19 protein-coding genes and 1 riboswitch are annotated in these 23,738 nt (G+C 58.3%); of the genes, 7 read left to right on the top strand and 12 right to left on the bottom strand.

What is annotated here, in order from left to right:
• Window positions 1-779 precede the first annotated feature (779 nt).
• Window positions 780-1,616, top strand: coding sequence for a class I SAM-dependent methyltransferase (locus tag AA309_RS08615; protein ID WP_052954578.1), 837 nt, complete (start codon window positions 780-782; stop codon window positions 1,614-1,616).
• Window positions 1,617-2,186: 570 nt separating this feature from the next.
• Here the strand turns inward: AA309_RS08615 and AA309_RS31805 are convergent.
• The 8 genes from AA309_RS31805 to AA309_RS08580 all read right to left on the bottom strand — a co-directional run bounded on the left by AA309_RS31805 (window position 2,187) and on the right by AA309_RS08580 (window position 9,505).
• A complete protein-coding gene (locus tag AA309_RS31805) occupies window positions 2,187-2,525 on the bottom strand; it encodes a hypothetical protein (protein ID WP_052954576.1) in 339 nt (112 codons plus the stop codon).
• An 87-nt stretch (window positions 2,526-2,612) separates the two neighbouring features.
• The gene (locus tag AA309_RS08610) at window positions 2,613-3,254 is read right to left on the bottom strand and encodes a ThuA domain-containing protein (protein ID WP_047188594.1); all 642 of its coding nucleotides are present in this window, start codon (window positions 3,252-3,254) and stop codon (window positions 2,613-2,615) included.
• A 13-nt stretch (window positions 3,255-3,267) separates the two neighbouring features.
• Window positions 3,268-4,446 carry a Gfo/Idh/MocA family protein gene (locus AA309_RS08605; RefSeq protein WP_047188734.1) on the bottom strand — a complete coding sequence of 393 codons (1,179 nt, stop codon included), beginning with the start codon at window positions 4,444-4,446 and terminating at the stop codon, window positions 3,268-3,270.
• 5 nt (window positions 4,447-4,451) lie between these two features.
• The gene (locus AA309_RS08600) at window positions 4,452-5,219 is read right to left on the bottom strand and encodes a sugar phosphate isomerase/epimerase family protein (protein WP_047188593.1); all 768 of its coding nucleotides are present in this window, start codon (window positions 5,217-5,219) and stop codon (window positions 4,452-4,454) included.
• A gap of 71 nt (window positions 5,220-5,290) precedes the next feature.
• Window positions 5,291-6,370, bottom strand: a complete 1,080-nt coding sequence (locus tag AA309_RS08595; protein WP_047188592.1) for an ABC transporter ATP-binding protein — start codon at window positions 6,368-6,370, stop codon at window positions 5,291-5,293.
• Window positions 6,371-6,373: 3 nt separating this feature from the next.
• Complete coding sequence (locus AA309_RS08590; RefSeq protein WP_047188591.1) at window positions 6,374-7,258, bottom strand: carbohydrate ABC transporter permease; 885 nt, start codon at window positions 7,256-7,258, stop codon at window positions 6,374-6,376.
• Entirely contained in the window at window positions 7,255-8,190 is a 936-nt protein-coding gene (locus AA309_RS08585) for a carbohydrate ABC transporter permease (protein WP_047188590.1), read from the bottom strand. The genes AA309_RS08590 and AA309_RS08585 overlap by 4 nt, the downstream gene beginning before the upstream one ends.
• A gap of 76 nt (window positions 8,191-8,266) precedes the next feature.
• On the bottom strand, window positions 8,267-9,505 hold the full coding sequence (locus AA309_RS08580) for an ABC transporter substrate-binding protein (RefSeq protein WP_047188589.1): 1,239 nt from the start codon (window positions 9,503-9,505) through the stop codon (window positions 8,267-8,269).
• Between the two features lie 159 nt (window positions 9,506-9,664).
• Here AA309_RS08580 and AA309_RS08575 point away from each other — a divergent pair, with 159 nt between their 5' ends.
• From AA309_RS08575 to AA309_RS08565, 3 genes are all read left to right on the top strand, one after another.
• Complete coding sequence (locus AA309_RS08575; RefSeq protein ID WP_052954574.1) at window positions 9,665-10,756, top strand: LacI family DNA-binding transcriptional regulator; 1,092 nt, start codon at window positions 9,665-9,667, stop codon at window positions 10,754-10,756.
• A gap of 21 nt (window positions 10,757-10,777) precedes the next feature.
• A complete protein-coding gene (locus AA309_RS08570) occupies window positions 10,778-11,776 on the top strand; it encodes a Gfo/Idh/MocA family protein (RefSeq protein WP_047188588.1) in 999 nt (332 codons plus the stop codon).
• A gap of 129 nt (window positions 11,777-11,905) precedes the next feature.
• Window positions 11,906-13,528, top strand: a complete 1,623-nt coding sequence (locus AA309_RS08565) for an ABC-F family ATP-binding cassette domain-containing protein (RefSeq protein WP_047188587.1) — start codon at window positions 11,906-11,908, stop codon at window positions 13,526-13,528.
• A 152-nt stretch (window positions 13,529-13,680) separates the two neighbouring features.
• On the opposite strand, the gene AA309_RS08560 is transcribed toward AA309_RS08565, so the two are convergent.
• From AA309_RS08560 to AA309_RS08545, 4 genes are all read right to left on the bottom strand, one after another.
• Complete coding sequence (locus tag AA309_RS08560; RefSeq protein WP_047188586.1) at window positions 13,681-14,799, bottom strand: ribonucleotide-diphosphate reductase subunit beta; 1,119 nt, start codon at window positions 14,797-14,799, stop codon at window positions 13,681-13,683.
• Window positions 14,800-14,878: 79 nt separating this feature from the next.
• Complete coding sequence (locus AA309_RS08555) at window positions 14,879-17,737, bottom strand: ribonucleoside-diphosphate reductase subunit alpha (RefSeq protein ID WP_047188585.1); 2,859 nt, start codon at window positions 17,735-17,737, stop codon at window positions 14,879-14,881.
• Between the two features lie 105 nt (window positions 17,738-17,842).
• Window positions 17,843-18,048: riboswitch (cobalamin riboswitch) on the bottom strand.
• Between the two features lie 103 nt (window positions 18,049-18,151).
• On the bottom strand, window positions 18,152-18,964 hold the full coding sequence (locus tag AA309_RS08550; RefSeq protein ID WP_047188584.1) for a PfkB family carbohydrate kinase: 813 nt from the start codon (window positions 18,962-18,964) through the stop codon (window positions 18,152-18,154).
• Between the two features lie 26 nt (window positions 18,965-18,990).
• Window positions 18,991-20,004, bottom strand: a complete 1,014-nt coding sequence (locus AA309_RS08545; protein WP_047188583.1) for an SIS domain-containing protein — start codon at window positions 20,002-20,004, stop codon at window positions 18,991-18,993.
• A 262-nt stretch (window positions 20,005-20,266) separates the two neighbouring features.
• On the opposite strand from AA309_RS08545, the gene AA309_RS08540 reads away from it, so the two are divergent.
• The 3 genes from AA309_RS08540 (at window position 20,267) to AA309_RS08530 (ending at window position 23,707) form a co-directional block, all read left to right on the top strand.
• Complete coding sequence (locus AA309_RS08540; RefSeq protein ID WP_150117462.1) at window positions 20,267-20,998, top strand: GntR family transcriptional regulator; 732 nt, start codon at window positions 20,267-20,269, stop codon at window positions 20,996-20,998.
• 543 nt (window positions 20,999-21,541) lie between these two features.
• On the top strand, window positions 21,542-22,369 hold the full coding sequence (locus AA309_RS08535; protein ID WP_047188581.1) for a transporter substrate-binding domain-containing protein: 828 nt from the start codon (window positions 21,542-21,544) through the stop codon (window positions 22,367-22,369).
• A gap of 51 nt (window positions 22,370-22,420) precedes the next feature.
• The gene (locus tag AA309_RS08530) at window positions 22,421-23,707 is read left to right on the top strand and encodes an NAD(P)/FAD-dependent oxidoreductase (RefSeq protein WP_047188580.1); all 1,287 of its coding nucleotides are present in this window, start codon (window positions 22,421-22,423) and stop codon (window positions 23,705-23,707) included.
• Window positions 23,708-23,738: the final 31 nt, after the last annotated feature.

The raw sequence follows: 23,738 nt of genomic DNA, 5'->3' as shown, positions 1-23,738 counted from the left end.
AGCGCGACATTGCCGCGTAGAGCCCTGAGCGGCTGAGTTGGGTATCAACCTAGCTTCACCTTCAACACGGCGATAATATTATTGCGGGGTAGATCCTTTTCGCAGCTGCGAAAACGGCTTCTTTGCATCCCCCACAAGGCTATGGGGAATAGAAAAGAAACAAAGAGTAAGGATTAGAGATCAGAGCATCATAGCTTAAATAAGGCATTGCATCTCAGCATGTTGCAGAGACCGATGTTCTACATGAAGCGAGCCCGTTCATGCTCATAAGTGGTAGGCGCACGATGCGCCTTGGATGTATGTCGAGATGGATCAAGCAAACTCTGGGTTAAGAGCCGACTGAATGCCATATTGCTGTTTCATTTGCGCAGCAATGACATTTGGCATTGCAGTAGAGGCATCCTCAATGTCCTCTGCACTTTCTGTGTGTACCTAACTCGCGCACATCGACTGGATAGAGAAGAGGCACTTTCCGCCGAAATAAGGCATGTTTTAAGGAGTTGTGTGATCAAGACCGATGCCATGATCTCGGCATAGGTCACCGCAAGAATTGCTGCTGCGTTATGGTTTGATTCGTGCATTCAAAGACGGGCGCGTTGAGTTCGGCGCCTACCAGTAAGCAGACCTAGTTGCACAGAGCGTCAATGGATTGCGCTCTCATCGTTAGAAACAGGTTGAGGCTGGATGAGATGATTCACCTGCATTGCCCACGTTGTAAATTCCCGCTTTTATCCTCAAGAGCCACTCATGGCTGGCGCTGTACGAACAGCATATGCCAGATGTCGACGTCCGAATTTCCGGTAGTCGATACAGTTCCGGTCCTCATCGACTTCGAGAACTCGATCGTATTGAGAGAGCAAGTCTTGGCCAATCGCGCATCCTCTCCAGTGAAGAGGCGGGTGGGGTGGGCGCAGAAGCTCAAGAAATCGCTTCTTCGAACAGAGGGGCCTACGGAGGCGAATGCCACGCGGTTCCTTTCCGAACTGAAGGCTACCTATGCGCATCCCATCATTCTCGTCATCGGGGGAGGGGAAATAGGGAATGGCGCTCAAGCGCTATATTCTGATCCGGACGTGACGGTCTTCGGAACCGATATCTACAAATCAGAGCTGACGCATTTCGTTTCGGATGGGCATCAGCTCCCACTTGCAGACTCCTCAGTCCATGGAGTGTGGATTCAAGCCGTTCTCGAGCACGTCCTTACTCCTTCCGATGTAGTGGCTGAAATATATCGAGTTCTGTCGCCAGGTGGCCTCGTCTATGCAGAAACGCCTTTCATGCAGCAGGTGCACGAAGCGGCTTATGATTTCACCAGATTTACGCCAAGCGGACACCGATGGTTGTTTCGCCGGTTCGAGGAAATCGAAGCAGGGATCACGCGTGGGCCTGGGACAGCGTTGCTTTGGTCGATCCGCTATTTTTCAGCTGGTATTTTCAAATCATCGAAGTTCGGACTGGTAACCGCACTTCTATTCTTCTGGCTGAAACACTTTGATCGTGTATCGTCGAAGCGGCATTCCTACGACGGCCCATCTGGGAGCTTTTTCCTCGGTAAAAAGTCATCCCGATCTTTGATGCCAAGGGATATGCTATCGTACTATCGTGGAGCTCAATAGGTGCCGCTTAGAGTGGTGCAGCTCATGCTGGCCGCACTTCACGTAGAGAGCGGTGGAGACTGCCGCCTGTTATCAGGCCCGCTGGGAGCTTGCCTTCTTGGTCTCTGAAGTTCGCGGAGATAGGAGAATAGCTACAAGAAGCGCTAATAGGCTTGCACCAAATGGGGCCCCGATCAGCGCGATGGCCGCACCTAGGGGCCAGAGGGCACCGAAAGTAACCGCTGCTCCAACCAGGGCACTCAATATGAACACAAAAGTCACTTTAAGATCTCTTTGGTACTACCTCGTTCAATATATAGCCTCACCAATCGGCTCCGTCTCTAAAATATTCTAAAGGCCAGTTGCGTTGCCGAAAGACAGGCAGTTCATGGGGCCGTTACGGCAGCCTGCACGGCCTACATCTAACTTGTGATACTTCATCGCAGAAGCGGCCTTGGCAGGAAGATCGGCCTGTACCACTCCACGCCATCCACTCGGCAATAGGCCAGACTCCAATGGCGTAGGTTATCGATGAAGGGCCCAGGAGCAGGCCCTCCAGAATATGTTCTTTGGTGATGGGGTGAGGTAGTTTCACTCTTGGATGGTCATTTCGACAAGCGGGCTGATGTCAGCAGACGCAGGCTTCTTGGGAATGGCATTGCGCTTTGCGGGCTTCTTAAAACCCTTCTTAGCCTGTTCCTTCGATGCCTTCTTCGCATCAGCGGAGACCGATCGCTCCAGCGACTTGACGTTCTTCCGGATGGCTTTGAGGCCTCCTTGAACAGCTTTTAGGAAATCGTCTGCCGCAGAGCCAGGCTCTGACTGGGCAACGAGCTTGGTGAGAGTGCGTTCGAGCTTTTCTCCACGCTGTACGGCCTTTGCCATAAGCGTGGACAGTTTTTGAAGTGGATCCTTATCGGTCTTCGCCATTTGGCTTCCCCATTGAATGACGGGGAAGGGATATCAGGTCGATATGGTGCCGCCTAATGAAGTTTGCATGACAGTTTTATGACACGCTTATCGAGCCGCCCAGAGCATGCCGCGCCTGAGGATCGTGCGCATTTCGGGCACCTCGAATTCCTTCGCCACATGCCCGAGGGAGCTGTAGAAGACGCGCCCCTGGCCGTGATGGCGTTTCCAGACGACCGGCATGACGACGCCTTCGATCCATGGTGCATGTTCTCCGGAGAACGTTGTCGTTGCCAGAACCTCGTTCGAAGGATCGACGTGCATATAATACTGCTCGGAGCGATAGTCGAAGTCCTGGATGTCCTGCATGATCGGATCATCGGGACGGGTCACATTGACCCGGTAATCGATGATGTTGCCGGGATGAGCCACCCATTGTCCGCCGCACATGAACTGGTACTCGACGGCTTCGCGAAAGGCGTCTCCCATCCCGCCATGATAGCCTGCCAGACCCACGCCTTCGCGTACGGCCCGGGAGAGATTGGCCACCTCATCTTTTTCGATCTTCGACATGGTGTGGATCGGGACGATGAGGCTAAGTTGCGCGAGGTCTGGATCTGCGAACGCCCTGGTCGAGGTTTCCATGCGGACCTTGAAGCCGTCCTCTTCCAGCATACTGGCGATGATGCCCGCGCATTGCTCCGGCTCATGCCCGCTCCAGCCACCCCAGACGATCAGTGCCTCGCGCATTCAGGCTGCTCCCTCAGGCTGCAGATGCGGTTTGAGGAAGGCCTTTCCAGAGTTCGGCCGCATCATCGTCAGCGAGAACAGCCGGGCGCTCCAGCATGGTCGTGATTGCCTTCTGCTGACCCGTGGCAGCACCTTCCAGAATGGAATGCATGACCTCAAGGACGTGAAGTCCGAGGCGCCCGCTGGAGCGGTGCGGCGTGCCGCGCAGGGCGGCATTGGCGAGATCGGCCAGACCGAGGGCACGATAATTTGCACGTGCCGGTACATCGGGTGCCCAGTTTGGTGAGCGCCAGTTGGGAGCGCCAAGGGGCATCGCGCTCGAGTCAAGCGCACGCCAATCGCTACCACGATCCGTGACCTCCACATGACCGCCGAAGAAGTTCGGATCCGGCACGCGAAGTGAACCTTCCGTGCCGTAGAGCTCGATGGCCGGGTGCCCGTGTTTCCACACGTCCCAGCTCATGCACAGGGTGACTTGGGCGCCGGAAGCGAATTCCAGGAGCGCCATGACATTGGTGGGCGTCTCGACCGTGATGCGCTCACCCTTACGTGGAGAGGACTCCGTTGTCACGATGCGCTCAGGAAAACCGATGCTTGACATCGCGAAGACGCGCTTGACCGGGCCGATCAGGTTCACAAGCGTGCTGAGGTAGTACGGGGCCATATCGAAGATAGGACCGCCACCAGGCTTGAAGAAAAATTCCGGATCGGGATGCCAATGTTCCATTCCGTGCGACATCAGGAAGGCCGTGCCCGATAGGATATGTCCCACGGAACCGTCATCGATGAGATTGCGTGCAAGGCGGCCGCCTGCGCCCAGGAAGGTATCGGGTGCGCACCCAAGAAGGAGACCACGGGCCTCCGCCTCATCCACAAGCTTGCGACCTTGCTCGAAATCAACGGCAAGCGGCTTTTCCGAGAACACGTGCTTGCCTGCGCTCAGCGCTGCAAGCGATACGCCGAAATGAGCACTTGGGATCGTGAGATTTACCACGAGATCGATGTCGTCGCGGGCCAAAAGCTGATCGACGGACATCGCTTCGATGCCATGGCGAGACGCCTGGGCCTGGGCCACTTCGGGCCGCATGTCCGCGCAGGCACGCAGCGAGAGACCGCGATAGGCTGGGATATTCTGCAGGTAAATGCCGGAGATGTTGCCGCAGCCGACGATGCCGACGTTCAGGGTATCCATGATGATCAATCCTCGATGGTGCGCAGGAAGGCGAAGCTGGCGCGGGCGGTTTGTGCGGGGTCTGCAGGCTTGTCGTGCTCGACCACCATCCATTGGGCGCCTGCCTCCCGGCAGGTGCGCCACAATTCGTGCCAATTCAGAATGCCGGAGCCGACATCGGCCCAGCCGTCCTGGTCCTCGTTCTGCCCAGGCGGCGCGATGTCCTTCACATGGGCAGCCGTGATCTTGCTGCGATAGCGATGGATCCACTCCTTCGGATCGACATTGCCGCGCGCGAGCCATGCAACATCGACCTGCCATGCAAGAGGGCTGTCTCCTGCCGCTTCGAAGATCAGTTCAAGGGCTGTCCTGCTGCCATCCTTCGGTTTCAGCTCCCAATGGTGGTTGTGATAGCCGAGGCTGATGCCTTGCTCGTGAAAGCGGTGGGCCATCTCGCCCAACTCCCGCCCAAGCGAGCGCCAGCCCTCGGCGTCCATGTCGCGTTGCTCTGGAGGCACGGCCGGCATGAAGAGATCCTTGAAGCCGAGCGTCTGGCAGGCCTCGATGACCGACTCGGGTTTCTCGCGCAGAGCTGCCATACTGACATGGCTCGACGACGCCTTGAGCCCTCTCGCATCAAGCTTCGATTTGATGCTTGCGGCATTCTCGAGATGCGAGCCAACGGTCTCCACATAGCGATAGCCGGCTTCCGCCACGGTATCGAGAATGCGATCAACGTCCTCCAGCGAGCGCAAGGTATAGAGTTGAATGGAAAGAAGGTCTGTGACGCTCATTGGGTCCTCAAGGTTTGATGGCATGGCGAGCAGGCGAGGAAGCTCGTTTCGCGAGTGAGAGACGTTTCGGATCAAAGGCGGTCGCCGCTATCTGCGGCAAACAGGGAGATTTGTGCGGGATCGACGCCGACGGAGAGGGCTTCACCACGAGCAGTTCGTTTGCTCCCGCTCGTGCGTACCTGAATAGAGCCCTCACCATCGCTGCACCAGATCACTGTGTCGGCGCCCATAGGCTCGACGATGTCGACCTTGAAGTCCGGCCAGGTGCCTGCTTCGAGTATGTCGAGGTGCTCGGGCCTGACGCCAAGGACAACCTCCCGTCCCGGCTGCGGCGCGTCAGTGAATTGATACCCGGCGAGCGACAAGCGACGCTTGCCAGAAACGAACTCTGGGCCGGCGCCGCTACCTTCGATGCGGCCTTTGACGAAGTTCATCTGCGGGGAACCTACGAAGCCTGCCACGAAAAGGTTGGCGGGACGGCGATAGATTTCATCCGGGCTTCCGATCTGCTGGACCTTCTGCTCCTTCAGCACCACGATCCGGTCGGCCAGGGTCATGGCCTCGATCTGATCATGCGTCACATAAACCATCGTGGTTTTACCGAGCCGCGCGTGGAGGCGTTTGATTTCCACACGCAACTCATTCCTGAGCTTGGCATCGAGATTGGACAGTGGCTCATCGAACAGGAATACCGCCGCATCGCGCACAAGCGCCCGGCCGATGGCGACGCGCTGGCGCTGGCCCCCGGAAAGCTGATCGGGCCTGCGATCCAGAAGATGCGTGATCTGCAGGAGTTCCGCTGCCTGATTGACACGCCGCTCGATCTCGGGCTTCGGCGTCTTCGCCATCCTGAGACCGAAGGACATGTTCTCACGGACGCTCATCCGAGGATAGAGGGCGTAGGACTGGAAGACCATGGCGATGCCGCGATCCTTGGGCTCCTCCCAGGTGACATTCTTGCCGCCTATCCAGATCTGACCCGAGGCGACGTCGAGGAGGCCGGCGATGGCGTTGAGGAGTGTCGACTTGCCACAGCCGGAAGGGCCGAGGAGCACGATGAACTCGCCTTCCTCGATATCAAGCGAAAGACCATCGAAAACGCGGAATGCCTCGAAGGCAACGGTAACATCACGAACTGAAACGGCAGACATGTCCTATCCCTTCACCGCGCCGGCAGCGATGCCGCGAACGAACCAACGTCCTGAAACGAAGTAGATGACGAGGGGAACCAACGCTGCGAGCATGGTGGCGGCCATGTCGACGTTGTAGGCGCGCTCACCCTGGGTCGAGTGAACGATGTTGTTGAGCTGTACGGTCATCGGCAGGTTCTCCCGGCCGGCGAACGTCAAGCCGAAGATGAAGTCGTTCCAGATGCCGGTCACCTGCAGGATCGTGGCGACCACCAGGATCGGCGTGGACATAGGCAGGATGACCTGGAAGAAGATGGACCAGAAGCCACCTCCGTCGATGCGTGCCGCCTTGAACAGCTCGATAGGGAGGCCTGCATAATAGTTGCGGAACAGCAGCGTCATCGTGGGAAGGCCGAAGATGACGTGGACCAGAACGATGCATGTGAGTGAATTGTAGATGCCGGTCATCGAGAAGATGCGCACCAGCGGATAGAGAAAGACTTGATAGGGAATGAAGGCGCCGAGCAGCAGCACGCCGAACAGGATGTTGGCGCCTTTGACCCGCCAGAAGGAGAGGGCATAGCCGTTGATCGCTCCCGCGATGATCGAGAAGATCACGGACGGGATCAGGATCCGCACCGAGTTCCAGAAGCCCACGCTGATGCCGTGGCACTCGAGACCCGTGCAGGCCGATGACCAGGCCTTGCTCCACGCCTCGAAGGTGAGCATCTGCGGCAGCGCGAGGATGTTGCCGAGCCGGATTTCCTCCATGGGCTTGAGGGAGGTCACGACCATGATCCAGAGCGGCAGCAGAAAGAACAGGGCGGCCGAGATCAGGAAGACATAGACGCCGATGCGGCCGGGGGTGAGGCGGCGCGGGCGACGGCCTTGAGGCTGAGCAGCGTTCATGCGTGCCTCCCTTGCGGTCGGACGTAGCGGGCATAGACCCACGGAGCCAGCACGGACACCACGGCAATCAGCATGATCGTGGCGGTGGCGGTGCCCAGCGCGATGTTGTTGCGCTCGAACAGGTGGTCCATCACGAACTTCGCAGGCACTTCGGTGGCGATGCCCGGACCGCCCAGGGTCATCGCGACGACGAGATCGTAGAGCTTCACGACGCCGGTCGTGAGCAGCACCGTTGCGGTGATGACCATGGGTCGGAGCAGGGGCAGGACGATGGAGACATAGACGCGCCAAGTGGGAATGCCGTCGACCTTGGCAGCCTTCCACAGATCCTCATCCACTCCGCGCAGGCCTGCAAGCAGGATGGCCATGGTCAGGCCGGCCCCATGCCAGAGGCCCGCGATGACGATGGTGTAGATGGCCATGTCCTGGTTGACGATCCAGTCGAAGGTGAAGTTCGGGAAGCCCAGATCCCGCACGAGTTTCTGAAGGCCTAATCCGGGATTGAGAAACCATTGCCAGGCCACGCCGGTGACGACGAAGGACATGGCATAGGGATAAAGGAAAACGGTTCGGAAAACGCCTTCGCCGCGCACGTTCTGATCGATGAACACCGCGAGCAGGAAGCCGAGAATGAGGCAGCCCGAGATGAACAGGACGCCGAAGATGGCAATGTTCTCGACCGAGGTCAGGAAACGGTCGTTGGCGAAGAGGCGGCTGTATTGTGCCAGGCCGACCCAGTCGAGCTTCGGAAGGAGCGTCGAGCTCGTGAATGAGAGCCGCACAGTCCAGAGCATGCAGCCGATATAGACGACAAGGACAACGAGGGCGGTCGGAAGGAGGGCGAAAGCCGCGGGCAATCGCTTTCGGATGCGGCTTCGGGCCGTGGTTCTGGACGCGGCGAGATTGGGAACGCGGATCGGGATGGTGGCCATCGAGAACGTCCTGTCGAGAAAATTCAAGCCTCGGCAAAGGACGGCTCGCCCCAGCCCCGGGGGCGAGCCGCAGGGATCAGCTCGCGTCGCGCATGGCCGCTGTGACCTTCTCGATGAAGGCATCGGCCGACATGTTCGGAGTGTTCCAGTACTGCGTAATCGCGTCCTGCATGGCGCCGGTGAAGTTCGGAGTCGAGATCAGTTCCTGAGCCTCCACCTGGTTGGCGGGATCCTTCACCACCGCATGAGACTTCTGGGCGCAGGCGTCCATGGAGGAGATGTCCACATCCATGCGGACCGGGATCGAGCCCTTCTTCTTGTTGAACTCGAGCTGGCTCGCCGGGTCGAGTAGCACCTCGACGAGCTTGTCCTGCGTGGCGAGCTGCGCCTTGTCCTTGGTCGCCGGGAACACGAACACGTCGCCGCCGATGATTTCCCTGGGGGTTTCGCCCACGATGGTGCAGCCATATTCCTTGCCGGCCGTCTGGCCCGCCGCGATGAACTCGCCCTTGGCCCAATCGCCGTTGAAGTGCATGGCGGCCTTGCCGGTGATGACGAGCGACGCGGCATCGTTCCAGTTCCGGCCCGGGCTGCCCTGGTCGACGAGCCCACGCATCTTGCCGTAGATCTCGACGACCTCCTTGAACTTGGGACTCTTGGCTGCCTTCTGATCACGCTCGCCAAGAACCTTGCGGAACAGGTCGGGGCCGCCGTGGCCCACGAGCACGGCATTGAACAGATTGCGCTCCCAGGTCGGCTGGCCGCCGAGAGCCAGCGGGATGACACCTTTTTCCTTCAGCTTGTCGCTGACCTGCAACAGCTCGGGGAACGTCTTCGGCGGTTCCACGCCCGCATCGGCGAAGACCTTGGTGTTGTAGAACATCCAGTTCTGGCCGTGGATGTTGACCGGGACCGCATAGGCTTTGCCCTCGCGGGTAACCGCGTCGACGATCAATTTCGGCATGATCTCGCGCCATTTGCCAGCCTTGGCCTGAGCATCGAGATCGCGGAGGAGGCCGGCACTGACGAGTTCATCGAACTGCTTGCCGGTGTTGAACTGCGTCATGGTTGGCGGGTTGCCGCCAACGATGCGGTTGACACCTGCTGCGCGAGCATTGACGCCACCTGCGATGGCATTGTCGACCCAGGTGCCGCCAGCCTTGGTGAACTGATCCGCGAAGACCCTTACGGCCGCGGATTCACCCGCCGATGTCCACCAATGGAGTACCTCAGCCTTCTGCTGCGCAAGTGCTCCAGAGCTTGAGATGAAGGCAAAAGCAAGGGTATACGCGGAAACGCGTTTCTTCAGGCGCATGGCTTCCTCCCAGAAGCGTTGTATCGACTTTTGTAATCGATTACATCTTGCCTGATAAGTTGTAAGCACTTTTCCAAGAAGTCAAGGCACTACGGAAATCATAAGTATGGTCTATAAAGATAGGGATGATATCTTGTTGGAGTCTCAGGAGTATTCTCCATGAGCCGGAAAGGCTGGCTTTCTGCAAAGGAGGTGCGCATCGCCGATGTGGCTCGGCTCGCCGGTGTCTCGACCGCCACGGTCAGCCGTGTTCTGGCCGATCCGAACAAGGTCAGGCAGAAGACGCGCGACCTCGTCACGGAGGCTGTACGACGCAGCGGCTACACTCCGAACAGCGTGGCGAGAAATCTTCGCACGCGCCGTACGATGACAGCTTTGGTTGTGGTGCCTAACCTTGCCAATCCTGTCTTCGCTCAAATTCTGCGCGGGATCGATGATGAGCTCACACAATCAGGCTATGGCCTTGTCATTGGCAATCTCGACAATTGTGCCGAGCGAGAGGCGCGCTATGTCGAGCTTGCCTTGTCTCGACAGGTCGATGGCATTATCCTCATGAATGGCCGGATTCCTGAAAGCGACAAGCGAACGATGAGGGAGGCTGAACTCCCCATGGTGGCCATGTGCGCGGCCATTCACGAGGAGAAGATCCCGAATGTCGTCGTTCAGGATCGAGAGGCATCGCGGGCCGCCGTTGAATATCTGGTTCGGCTTGGACACAGAAGGTTGGGATACATCGCTGGACCGCCTCCTAACGTCATTGCGGCTGAGCGTCTCGCGGGTTTCCTTGATGGCATCGCTGAGGCGGGCCTAACTGAACGGGACTTCGTGTGTTGGGAGGGGCGGTTCGTTTTTTCAGCGGGTGTCGCTGCTGCAGAAGCCTTCCTGCGTCTCAAGAATCGACCGACAGGCATATACGCCTCTTCCGACGAGAGTGCGATCGGGTTCATCAAGGTCGTTCGGGCCGCTGGTGTTCGCATTCCTGAGGATGTTTCCGTGATCGGATTTGATGGCATCGAGTTTGCCGATTATGTCGAACCGACCCTCACCACATTTCGGCAACCGCTGCATGATCTTGGGCGAAAAGGTGCAGATGTGCTGCTCAAAATGATTCGCCAGGGAATGAGCCCGGAGGATTGGAACGTACGGTTGCCGTTGACACTGCTGGAACGTGACACGACTGGTCCGTTCTTGCGGGATCCAAAGAAGGTCTCGCGGCAGAGCCGGGCCCGCACGCGGGTTCTGTCTCAATAGCACTTTACATGGGAGGACAGGATGCAACCTGTACGCTGGGGAATTCTGAGTACGGCAAAGATCGGCCGGACGAAGGTCGTACCGGGAATGATGAAGAGCTCCTTATGCGATATCGTGGCTGTTGCCTCTCGAAATGAGGCTTCCGCGCGGGAGATGGCAGACGAGCTTGGAATCCGGAAAGCTTACGGTTCCTATGAAGCCTTGCTGGCTGATCCGGACATCGAGGCAATCTATAACCCGCTTCCCAATCATCTGCACGTTCCGATGACCTTAGCGGCTGCCGCTGCCGGCAAGCATGTCCTGTGCGAGAAACCCATTGCCATCACGTCCGCTGAGGCCGAGACGCTGAAGGACGCCTCATCTCAGGTGCTGATCGCCGAGGCGTTCATGGTGCGGCACCATCCGCAATGGCAGCATGCCAGGGATTTGATCAGAGGCAGCGAGATCGGAGAGCTGCGAGCGCTGCAGGTGGCCTTCTCATATTTTAATGTCGATCCCCTCAATATTCGCAACAAGGCGGATATCGGCGGCGGCGGTCTTCTGGACATCGGGTGCTATGCCGTAGTGGCGGGGCGCTACTTTTTCGATGCGGAACCTCTCCGGGTAATCGCTCTGATTGATCGGGATCCTGCGTTCGGAACCGATCGCATGACGAGCGCGCTCATGGATTTCGGTGCCGGTCGGCAGCTGACCTTCACGGTTTCAACGCAGACAGTTCCTTTCCAGCGACTTCAGGCTCTTGGTACGAGAGGGCGGATCGAAGTCGAAATTCCCTTCAATGCTCCCGCTGACAGGCCGGTTCGGATCTTCGTGGACGACGGTACGGTCCCTGGTGGAGGATCGGCTCGGGCAACTGAGTTTCACGTCTTGGATCAGTACCAGCTCCAGGGCGAGGCGTTCAGCCGGGCTGTTCGCGGTGCTGAGCCTTTGGCCTATGGACTGGACGATGCGATCCAGAACCTGCGTATTCTCGATGCACTTCGGCGCTCGGAAGCCTCTGCGGCCTGGGAGGCCATTTAGCAGGTAGATCGCGAGGCTAGGACTAAAGAGGTGAGGGAGAGAGGCTGACATTTTGTCCGCCCTGAGGCCCTCGTCCCCAGACGCGACCCATGCCATAAGGCCGCCGCAACTGCTTTAGGCCCAGGGACTATGATTCGCGTCGAGAACGTCAGCAAACAAAACAGCCACCGGATTCTCTTCATTGAAGCCTCAGCGACCCTCCAGAAGGGCGAGAAGGTCGGTCTGGTAGGCCCCAACGGCGCGGGCAAGACGACGCTCTTCAGGATGATCACCAAGGAGGAGCAGCCGGACGAGGGCCAGATCTCCGTCGATCGTGGCGTGACCATCGGCTATTTCAGCCAGGATGTGGGCGAGATGGCGGGTCGCAGCGCGGTCGCCGAGGTGATGGACGGGGCTGGCCCGGTCAGCGAAGTGGCGGCCGAGCTGAAGGAACTCGAGGCCGCGATGGCGGACCCGGATCAGGCGGGAAATTTCGATGACATCATCGCGCGCTATGGTGAGGTGCAGGCGCGCTACGAGGAGCTCGACGGCTATTCCCTCGAAGGTCGCGCCCGCGAGGTGCTGGATGGCCTCGGCTTCAGCCAGGAGATGATGGACGGTGACGTGGGCGCCTTGTCCGGCGGCTGGAAGATGCGCGTGGCGCTCGCTCGTATTCTTCTCATGCGTCCTGATGCCATGCTCCTCGATGAGCCGAGCAACCATCTCGATCTTGAGAGCCTCATCTGGCTTGAGGAGTTCCTCAAAGGCTATGAGGGCGCTCTGCTCATGACCTCGCATGACCGCGCCTTCATGAATCGGATCGTCAACAAGATCATCGAGATCGACGGTGGGTCGCTCACCACATATTCCGGCGATTACGAATTCTACGAGCAGCAGCGTGCGCTGAACGAGAAGCAGCAGCAAGCGCAGTTCGAGCGCCAGCAGGCGATGCTCGCCAAGGAAATCAAGTTCATCGAGCGCTTCAAAGCCCGCGCCTCGCACGCCGCGCAGGTGCAAAGCCGGGTGAAGAAGCTGGAGAAGATCGAACGCGTGGAGCCACCCAGACGCCGTCAGTCGGTCGCGTTCGAGTTCCTTCCTGCGCCGCGTTCAGGTGACGATGTGATTACCCTTAAGAATGTCCATAAGGGCTATGGCAGCCACAACATCTATAAGGGACTCGATTTCGCGGTGCGCCGTAAGGAGCGCTGGTGCGTCATGGGCGTCAACGGCGCTGGAAAGTCCACACTGCTGAAGCTGGTCGCAGGCACTGCCGAGCCCGACCAGGGCTCGGTTACCGTCGGCGCTAGCGTAAAGATGGGCTATTTCGCCCAGCACGCCATGGAGGTGCTCGACGGTGACCGCACGGTGTTTGAGTTCCTGGAGGAATCGTTCCCGCAGGCGGGGCAGGGTTCGCTGCGCACGCTCGCCGGATGTTTCGGCTTCTCGGGCGACGATGCGGAGAAAAAATGCCGCGTGTTGTCGGGTGGCGAGAAGGCGCGTCTCGTGATGGCCAAGATGCTTTACGATCCGCCGAACCTCCTGGTGCTCGACGAGCCCACGAACCACCTGGACATGGCGACCAAGGAGATGCTGATCGAGGCGCTCTCGCGCTATGAGGGCACCATGCTCTTCGTCTCCCACGACCGCCACTTCCTGGCGGCCTTGTCAAACCGGGTCCTCGAGCTCACGCCAGAAGGCATTCACCAGTATGGCGGTGGCTACACAGAGTACGTAGCCCGTACCGGCCAAGAAGCACCTGGTCTGCGGCACTAGAGCATCGGAGGAGAAAAGCGGATTCCATTACTGGGATTGACCCGATGCTCAGTCTTGAGAGGAGCGCACCGCTGGGAGCGGACCTCCGGTTCCGCGCGATGCGCCAAGGTTAGGATACGCGGGGCGCCGTCGAGCGCCCCGCATCTTTGTGTTTAGTCCCAAGCCAGAGCACCGCCGCTCTGGTAGTCGATGACGCGAGTTTCGAAGAAGTTCTTTTCCTTCTTCAGGTCCATCGCCTCGGACATCCATGGGAAGGGATTGTCGACCTCGGCGAAGACAGAGCTTAAGCCAAGCTGAGCGCAGCGGCGATTGGCAATGAAGTGCATGTATTGCTCGCACAGGGTCGAATTCAGGCCAAGGAAGCCGCGAGGCATCGTGTCCCGGCCATAGGCGGCTTCAAGCTCTGCTGCCTCGCGCAGCATCTGGCGAACTTCTTCCTGGAAGGCTGGCGTCCAGAGATGCGGGTTCTCGATCTTGATCTGGTTGATGACATCGATCCCGAAATTCAGGTGGATGCTCTCGTCCCGCAGAATGTATTGGTACTGTTCCGCGATCCCGACCATCTTGTTGCGGCGGCCCAGTGCCAGGATTTGCGCGAATCCCGTGTAGAACCACATGCCTTCGAAAACGACGTAAAAGGCGATGAGATCGCGCAGAAACGCTTGGTCTGCTTCCGGAGTTCCCGTAGCGAATGAGGGCTTCTCGATGCCTTGGGTGTGCTTGAGCGCCCAGGCGGCCTTGTCGGTAATCGAGGGAACCTCGCGATACATGTTGAACAGCTCGCCCTCATCAAGGCCAAGGCTCTCCACGATGTATTGGAAAGTGTGCGTGTGAACCGCCTCCTCGAAGGCTTGGCGGAGCAGGTACTGGCGACATTCCGGATTGGTAAGGTGCCGGTAAATCGCCAGAACGATATTGTTCGCCACCAGGCTCTCCGAAGCTGCGAAGAAGCCGAGATTGCGCTTGATCATGCGCCGCTCGTCTTCTGTCAGCCCATCACGCGATTTCCAGAGCGCGATATCCGCCTGCATGGAGACTTCAGTCGGCATCCAGTGATTGTTGCAGGCGGAGAGATACTTCTCCCAGGCCCATTTGTATTTGAGTGGCAGCAGTTGGTTCACATCGGCACGACAATTGATCATTGCCTTCTCATCTACACTGACACGCCCGCCGCTGCGGTCGATGGCGCCAAGGCCCGTGGTATCGGCAAGAGGGGCAGGGCGGATGGATGCGGGTTGAGCAGTGTTCCGAGGAGTATCCCAGTCGAGCATAGAAAAGGTCCCTGAATGATGGAGATGGGCCGCGCGCACAGTGCGACCGTTGACATGAGAGTGAGGTGACCGAAGCTGCTTACTGGCACGCCTCGCAGGTCGGATCATCGATGGAGCAGGCTCTGACTTCGAAGTTGTGGCTTGCCGGAGCCGGAGCAACCTGTACGGCATTCAGCTTGCCGTCCGTTCCCTTGAGGGTCGATTTCTCCACATGGGTCGCAGCCGTGGCGCGTAAATAATAGGTTGTCTTGAGCCCACGCTCCCAGGCTAGGCGATACATGCCGTCGAGCTTCCGCCCATTCGGATTGGCAATGTAGAGATTGAGCGACTGGGCCTGATCAATCCATTTCTGACGACGCGCCGCCGCTTCGATCAGCCAGGACGGTTCGATCTCGAAGGCCGTGGCATAGAGCGCCTTGAGGTCATCCGGAACCCGGTCGATGGGAGCGAGACTTCCATCAAAGTATTTCAGGTCCGCAATCATCACCTCGTCCCATAGGCCACGCGCCTTCAGGTCATGCACAAGCGCGGGGTTCACGACAGTGAAATCGCCCGACATATTGGCCTTCACATAGAGGTTGCGGAAGGTCGGTTCGATGGATTGCGAAACCCCGCAAATGTTCGAGATGGTCGCGGTCGGCGCGATCGCCATCACATTGGAGTTGCGCATGCCGACCTGCATGACGCGCTCGCGCAAGGATGACCAATCGAGGGTCACCGCGCGGTCGAGTTCAAGGCCTCCACGGATTTCAGACAGCCTTTCGAGAGAGTCGATGGGGAGAATTCCCTGCGACCACAGTGAACCTTCGAAGCTCGGATAACGACCACGTTCTGCAGCGAGGTCACAAGACGCCGAGATGGCATGGAAACTAATGACCTCCATGCTCTCATCAGCGAAGGCAACAGCCCCTTCGGATGCGATCGGCAGGCGTAGGGTGTGGAGTGCATCCTGATAACCCATGAGCCCAAGGCCTACGGGGCGATGGCGCAAGTTCGAACGACGAGCCTCGGGGATGGTGTAGAAATTGATGTCGATCACGTTGTCGAGCATCCGCATGGCGGTTCTCACCGTGCGCGCTAGGCGCTCATGATTGATACCCTGCGGCGTCACGTGATGCGCGAGATTGACGGAGCCGAGATTGCAGACGGCGACTTCATCAAGCGATGTATTGAGGGTAATTTCCGTGCAAAGATTGGATGAATGCACGACACCCACATGCCCCTGAGGCGAGCGGATGTTGCAGGGGTCCTTGAAGGTGATCCAGGGGTGTCCTGTCTCGAACAGCATAGTGAGCATGCGCCGCCAAAGATCCACCGCTCGGACCTGCCGGAAGACCTTGATGACGCCCTGAGCAGCCCTGGCCTCATAAGACTCATAGGCCTTCTTAAAGGCCGGACCGTAAAGATCATGCAGATCGGGCGTCTCGTCAGGTGAGAACAGTGTCCACACACCATCCTCGGTAACGCGCTGCATGAACAGGTCCGGGACCCAGTTGGCCGTGTTCATGTCATGGGTGCGGCGGCGGTCGTCTCCGGTGTTCTTCCGTAGGTCGAGGAACTCCTCGATATCTATGTGCCATGTCTCAAGATAGGCGCAGACGGCGCCCTTGCGTTTGCCGCCTTGGTTCACTGCAATGGCCGTGTCGTTGGCAACCTTCAGGAAGGGGATAATGCCCTGACTTTCTCCATTGGTGCCTTGGATGTGAGCGCCCAGACCGCGCACCGGCGTCCAGTCGTTGCCGAGACCACCTGAGTATTTCGCCAGGAGGGCATTGTCTTTCACGGCCTTGAATATGCCGTCGAGATCGTCCGGTACGGTTGTTAGGAAGCATGAGGAGAGTTGCGGGCGTGTCGTGCCGGCATTGAACAAAGTCGGCGTCGAGGCCATGAAGTCGAAGGATGAGAGCAGGGCGTAGAACTCGATCGCCTTCTCCTCTCTGTTGATCTCGCGCAAAGCCAAGCCCATCGCCACGCGCATGAAAAAGGCCTGAGGCAGTTCAAACCGGGTTCCCGCAATGTGCAGGAAGTAGCGGTCATAGAGGGTCTGCAGGCCGAGATACTGGAAGTTCAGATCGCGTTCCGGATTCAGCGCTGCTGCCAGACGATGAAGGTCGAAGCGGCCGAGCTCGGGGTCGAGCAGCTCTGCCTCGATGCCCTTTCTCACATATTTCGGAAAATACTCGGCATAGCGTTGAGCCATCTCAGCCTGCGTGGCCTGCTGCCGCTCGCCATAGACAGCGCTCAGGGCTTCTCTGCGGAGGTTGTCGAGCAGCAGGCGAGCGCTGGCAAAGGAGTAGTTCGGCTCCTGTTCAACCAAAGTGCGTGCGGCGAGAACGGGTGCGAGTGCCAGCTCGGTCTCTTTGATGCCATCGTAAAGATTGCGTCGGGTCTCGGCCAGGATGTCGTCCGCTGCAACATCAGCCAAATCCTGACAGGCTTCCGTCACAAGCACTTGCAGACGCGTCATATCGAGAGGAACCCGGGTGCCGTCCGCCAGCGTCATGTGCAGAAGGGGTTCTTCTGGTCTTGGTGTCGGCGCCGCCTTGGCCCGCTCGGCTGCTCGCTGTTCGCGGTAGAGCACATAGGCACGCGCAACCTTGTGATGCCCGCCGCGCATGAGAGCGAGCTCGACTTGGTCCTGCACCTCCTCGATATGGAAAGTACGCCCTGCTTCAGCCCGACGGGTGAGAGCGGTAACGATCTCAATGGTGAGAGATGAAACCGTTTCATGGATGCGACGGGAGGCGGCAGCCGTCGAACCTTCGACATTGAGAAAGGCCTTGGTTAGTGCCAACCCAATCTTCGCAGTATCGAAAGGCGTGACACTGCCATTACGCCGGATGATGCGGTAACCGGATTCAAATGCAACAGGCGGTTCTGCGAAAGAAGCAAAAGGCACCGCCGTAGCGGTCTGTGTCGTAGAGAGAGAGTTTGACATTCGGCAACCCCAAAATGTTGGGGGCATGGGCCGAGGAACGCGAGGCAGACCGCGCATATCATACGCAGTGAGCAGAGCGATCCTTCGGGACACCCCGCCCGAGGACATGATCGTCAGTCCTGGGCAGGTCTCCTGGCTTGCGGGTCGTCGCCCTCTGCCGGTCTTCCCGGTGATTGCTCACCAGTGACGTGTGATGGCAGGAGGCTCGTCGCTCACAGTTGCGGGGGCAGCTCCGGATTTGCCCTTAAGGCTCACCGGATTCCCTCTTAGCTTCGGATCCGAATCCGAAGACCCATGACTACAATATGTAGTGCATGGGAGATGGCTCTCGTCAATATAGTGAGAGGAGGCGCGGCGGTGCGTGTCCCCAGCTTCCTTGGGCGGCTCAAGGCTAGCCTTGCAATCTCTCCAGGCTCAGAGAGGGAGCACCGGCTGCGGAAAGCCACCGACGTGACAGCAAGCCTCGGCCGCTATATCTCGCCCCATCTCCAGGCATCTTTGAGGATCCTGTCCGCTGGCGTACCCGACAATAAAGCCTGCAATGAAGCTGTCGCCAGCTCCAGTCGTATCCACGACTTCCACGGGTTTGATCCCTGTCCTTCTTATGCGTGTGCCATCGGATGCCATGCTGCCGCGAGAGCCGCATGTCACAACGGCGAGCTTTGCGCCTCTTGAGAGAAGGGTATTCAGAAGCTGCTCCGCCTGACCCAGATCCTCTCCAGCAGAGGCAAAGGCGACGTCGAGCCCTTCGATGCCGAGATGATGAGCATCGGCGTTGACAGAGATATCCTGTGAGACACTGACACCTGAGGCGCTCAATGTACGGCGCAAAGCGCCTCCATCGTCGAGCCATCCGATGTGGACGTGCCTCATCCGCAACAGAGCCAGCAGATCGAGGTCGTTCGGACGATAGCCTCTGCAGACTCCGAACTCCTCGAAAGTGAGCGTCCGCTCCCCGGCTTCATCGACGTCGATATTGGTATAGGCCGTGATTCCCGGCAGGATCTGCACGTGATCAATGGAAAGACCGTTGTCTTTGAAACAGGCCAGCATACGACGGCCATCTTCATCTGGGCCAACTGCGCCGAAATAGCCTGTCTTGAGCCCGAGTCGGCTGAGCTGCACGGCCACATTTACGGCATTGCCTCCGATAAGCGAAAGGCCAATCGGAGGCATGAAACGATCAATGCAATTGTCGCCGACGGTTGCAAACTCGAACGAACTCATCGGCGGCCTCTCTCAAGCATGCCTTCTCAGTATGCAACGCGCTTATAATAGCGACGCGTCGTCAGCGGGTGATTACGCTTCACTTCCAGGTGCGCGCTGATCCGTTCGAAGATCGTTGCAAGAACGACAGGAGAGATCAAGGCGCGAACCTCGTCGGAGATTCCCGGAAGTATGAATTCAGCGGTGTCGAAGACACGCACTTTGTCCGTATAGGCTGGCAGGAAGCGCTCGACACGTTCGACGAGCGGACGTGATGGATCCTCACCTTTGAAGAGGAGTACGCTGACGCCTTTCTCCACCAGTTCAAGCGTGCCGTGGAAGAAGTCGGAAGCATGGACCGGACGAGTACGGATCCACTGCATCTCTTCGAGAATGCACATGCCGTAATAGAAGGCCTCGGGCCAGCTCGAGCCGGCGCCCGTGATGATGTGATAGGGCTCGCTCTTGATCTCTTCGGCAATGCGCTCGGCCCGGATCTCATAGCCTTTCTTGACGCTCAGCAGAGCATGCGGCAGGCGAATGAGCTCCTGAACGGTCTCATCGAAATCAGCATATTCGCCGCGCAGGTGCATGACGGCGAGAGCAATGAGAAGCGATTGGATGTAGAAGGATTCGCAGGAGGTGTCGTCCTCGGCGAAATTCACGAACGGATAGTCTGCTCCCTTTGCAAGAGGAGCCTCCGCGTGGCCGATGAGAGAGATGATCTTTGCGCCCTTTGCCTTGCAGTATTCCATGACCGCAACGCTCTCCTTGGTCGTTCCGGAGAGTGAAGGGATGACGACAATCGACTTGGGCCCGAGTGCCTGATGGGCGGTCAGGACAAGTTCCGCCGACATCTCCAGGAATGTGGGAAAGGAAGATTGCCGCTGGAGCATCTGCGCAGCAGGCATCATCAGGATCGCAGCCCCACCGGTTCCCAGAAAGAACAAGTTCTGCGCACCCTGTTCAAGGCATTCTTGAACAGCACGATAGAGACCGCCAGCATGGGACACGGCGCCGGATTGGATACGCAGGAAGCGCTTTTCATCGAAGTTCAGCATGTGGGCTCTCGAACAGCGTTGGAGCTGAGATCGTGCTAATGACAGTCGTCTGACAACTTGGGTGAGGAGCGGGATGATGTCAAGCCAAATTTGTCACAGGCTCGCTTATTCGCAGGTCAGACTTAATATTTTGACGAGGGGAGGGCCAGACACCAGCGCGACGACGGAGGGCTGCTTAAGAAACTTGCGCCCGGGCCAAAGATCGCTCAATCCTGAGTGGACTGACAACTAGCCTCATAAGTGAGCTGAATTCGATATGTCCCTGATTACCCCGCTCCGCGATGAGCGAACCCTGGTTCTGCAACTGCGCGATGCAATCAGCGCCTTGATCGAGGAGCAGGGCCTTAAACCAGGCGATCAGCTGCCGACGGAGGCGGAGCTCACACGGAAGTTCCAGATCTCGCGGCCGGCTCTGCGAGAGGCGTTGAAGCTTCTGGAGCAGGATGGCGCTATTTATGTGAAGCATGGCAAGGGCCGCTTTGTCTCTGCCGCGGCGGCTCTCCAAGTCGAGCGGCCGATCACCTGCTTCGAGAGCGTCACGGATATGATGCACAAATCGGGATATCGCCCGATCAACAAGGTGCTGTCGATTTCCGAGGAGGTGGCATCAGGGGAGGCGCAGGAGGCCTTGCGTCTTTCTCCCGGTTCCCGCGTCATTCGGCTGGAAAGACTGCGGATGCAGGGAGAGGAGGTCTTAGTCTACTGCCTGGATTATATCCCTCGCTCCATCATTTCCGATCGTCTCTACGACATCGACTGGAGCGGATCCTTACTCGATCTGCTGGAGCGTCATGACATGCGTCCGCGGATGTCCACAGCGATTGCTGCCTCCGTCATGCTGCCGCATGATGTCAGCGAGAGAAACGACCTGCATGATTTCGGTCCGGCCTTCTTGATCACGGAAACGGCGTTCACGCCCACAGGAGTTCCTGTGGTTTTCGCGAAGGACTACCATCGCGGCAGCCGTTTTTCATTCAGCTTCGTTCGCAAATAAACCCATCTCTTAGCTTCTTGTCTGAGCTTTGGATTTGGGCATGCTCCCGGGTCAGGCCTGTAGCGGTTGAAACTTTCCCTTCCCTAGCGTCAGCACCCTTGACAGCAGAAAAGATTAGTCGTCTGCTGTCAGACAACACAAATTGGCGAAAACGCCTGAGGGAGGTCTCGAATGGCTAAGTGGCTGATTTCACAGCAATTTGCGTGTGCTGAAGGCTGATCGCTCTCAGCAGGTTGCGGAACATGAGCCACGCAGGCTGTGGATTCTGGAACGGCTTAGATCAGTCTATGCACAGCCCTTTGATCACTGAGGCAGGTGTTGCGCGGCCGCACGTCTCCACGTGTGGTCCGCGTAGGGCGTGCCGTCCGGCGTCTTTGTTTCGAACCGGTTGTTCTCTCTCAAAAGATTTTCAGAGCTTCCATCGCCTGACGTAGCGGAAGCCTGTTTTGACGCTCAGTCGCACTGGGCGTGAGCTGCGGCTCCAAGAAGTAGGAAAAACCTATCGCCTTGTTTATCCAACCACAACCAGAGGAATGATGAAGGATGCGTAAGCTCTTTCTTGGCACAATGGTGGCCCTAGGATTCGTCTCGGCCATGAATGCAGCGGCTCAGGCTGGCCCGACCATGGACCGGGTTATGAAGGCCGGTGAAATGAAAGTGGCGACCAACAGCGGGTGGCCTCCGCAGAGCTATCTCGATGACAATAATAAGCTCGTTGGTTTCGACGTGGACGTCGCCAATGAAATCGCCAAGCGCCTCGGCGTGAAGGTAAGTTTCGAGACGCCCGAATGGAACGTGATGACCGGTGGTCGCTGGCATGGCCGTTTCGATGTGGCCGTCGGCTCCGTGACGCCCACCAAGGCACGGGCCCAGGTGATCGACTTCGCCGGCATCTACTACTACAGCCCTTATGTCTTCGTAGTGCACAAAGACAGCAAGGCCGCCTCGCGCAGCGATCTGAATGGCAAGAAGATCGGTGTTGAGACCGGCACGACCTCAGAGGATTATATCAATCGCCGTCTCGAGATCGATGCCCCCGGTATTCCGCCGATCCAGTATACGCTGACACCCGGCGAGGTGAAGACCTATGCTGACTCGATGCTGCCGTTCGATGATCTGCGTCTAGGCGACGGCACACGCATCCACGCGGTGATCGCGCCGGAGCAGACGGCCCAGAACGCTATCAAGAACAAGTATCCGGTGAAGATCCTGCCCGGCGATGCTGCCTTCAAGGAGCCGCTCGTGGTGGTAACGGACAAGGGTGATCCGGAATGGACCGCCAAGCTCGGCAGCATCATCCAGAGCATGAAGGATGACGGCACTCTGAGCAAGCTGACCACGAAGTGGTACGGCGCCGATTACAGCAAGTAAGCGTGCCGCAACCTGGTTGAATCTTCCACCCGCAACACGACACTACCGATCATGTCCTACATCGAAACCTATTACCGTCGGGCGCTGGGCCCGGATGCCGTCCAGAGACCGGCGCTCGAAGGGCGCGTGAAGGTTGATGTCTGTGTTGTAGGTGGGGGACTGGCTGGTCTGACAGCCGCTCTCGAACTGGCGCGGAAAGGCCGGAAGGTCTGTGTGCTGGAAGCCAACCGCGTCGCCTGGGGCGCCTCGGGGCGCAATGGTGGTTTCGTGAGCCCCGGTTGGGCGGCCCGCTACAAGAATATCCAGCGTATGGTCGGTGCCGATCATGCCAAGGAGCTGCACCGCCTCTCCATCGAAGGCATGGAGGATGTTCTGAAGAATGTCCAGGGCCTTGCCATTCAAGATGCAAAGCCGACCCATGGCATTCTGGGCGCTGTACGCTACGAGGCGACGCATGATCTCAAGGCACATCGTGATTGGCTGGAAAAGGAATTCGATTACAAGATCGAGTTCAAGAGCCAGGATGAGGTAAGGCAGCTGCTCGTCTCGCCGCGCTACTACCAGGCTCTGTTCGATCCTAATGCCTTCCATTTCAATCCTCTTACCTATGCCCGGGCGGTCGCTGCGGAAATCGAGCGGTCAGGAGGTCAGATTTACGAAGGATCGGCTGTCGTTGCGGTTGCCCTTAACGGTGCGACCAAGATCGCCAAGACGGCACATGGCTCCGTTGATGCGAACGATTTGGTGATTGCATCGGGCGGCTATACCGGAAATCTCATTCCACGGCTCAAGCATAGCTACCTGCCCATCGCGACCTACGTGATGCTGACCAAGCCTAACCGGGAGCTGATTGCGAGCGCGATTAGAACCGATGCGGCTATTGGCGACGACCGGCGTGCAGGTGACTATTATCGCGTCGTCGATGGCGGCGAACGCATCCTCTGGGGAGGCAAGATCACGACACGGACGACCGAGCCGCGCCTCCTCGGCCGTCTGCTGCATAAGACGATGGTCTCGACCTACCCGCAACTGAAGGATCTCGATGTCGAGATCGTCTGGTCGGGCCTGATGTCCTATGCGCGCCATATGATGCCTCAGATCGGACAGTTGCAGCCTGGCGTCTGGTACTGCACGGCCTTTGGCGGACACGGCATGAACACCACCACCATCGGCGGGCGCGTGATTGCAGAAGCGATTCTCGGTGAGACGGATCGGTACAAGTTGTTTGCTCCCTTTGGTCTTGCCTGGAATGGCTGGATTGCCGGCCGCGTAGCCGCCCAGCTGACATACTGGGCCTATCAGGCGGCTGATCTCTTCCGGGAGCGGAAGTCGGTCTAAATTTGATGCTGTCATTGAAATGGGTTTGAGA

Origin of the sequence: Microvirga vignae, from assembly GCF_001017175.1 — a bacterium.
Lineage (GTDB): Bacteria > Pseudomonadota > Alphaproteobacteria > Rhizobiales > Beijerinckiaceae > Microvirga > Microvirga vignae.
Note: the sequence above shows the minus strand (reverse complement) of the source record. Positions and strands in the feature narration are given on the sequence as shown.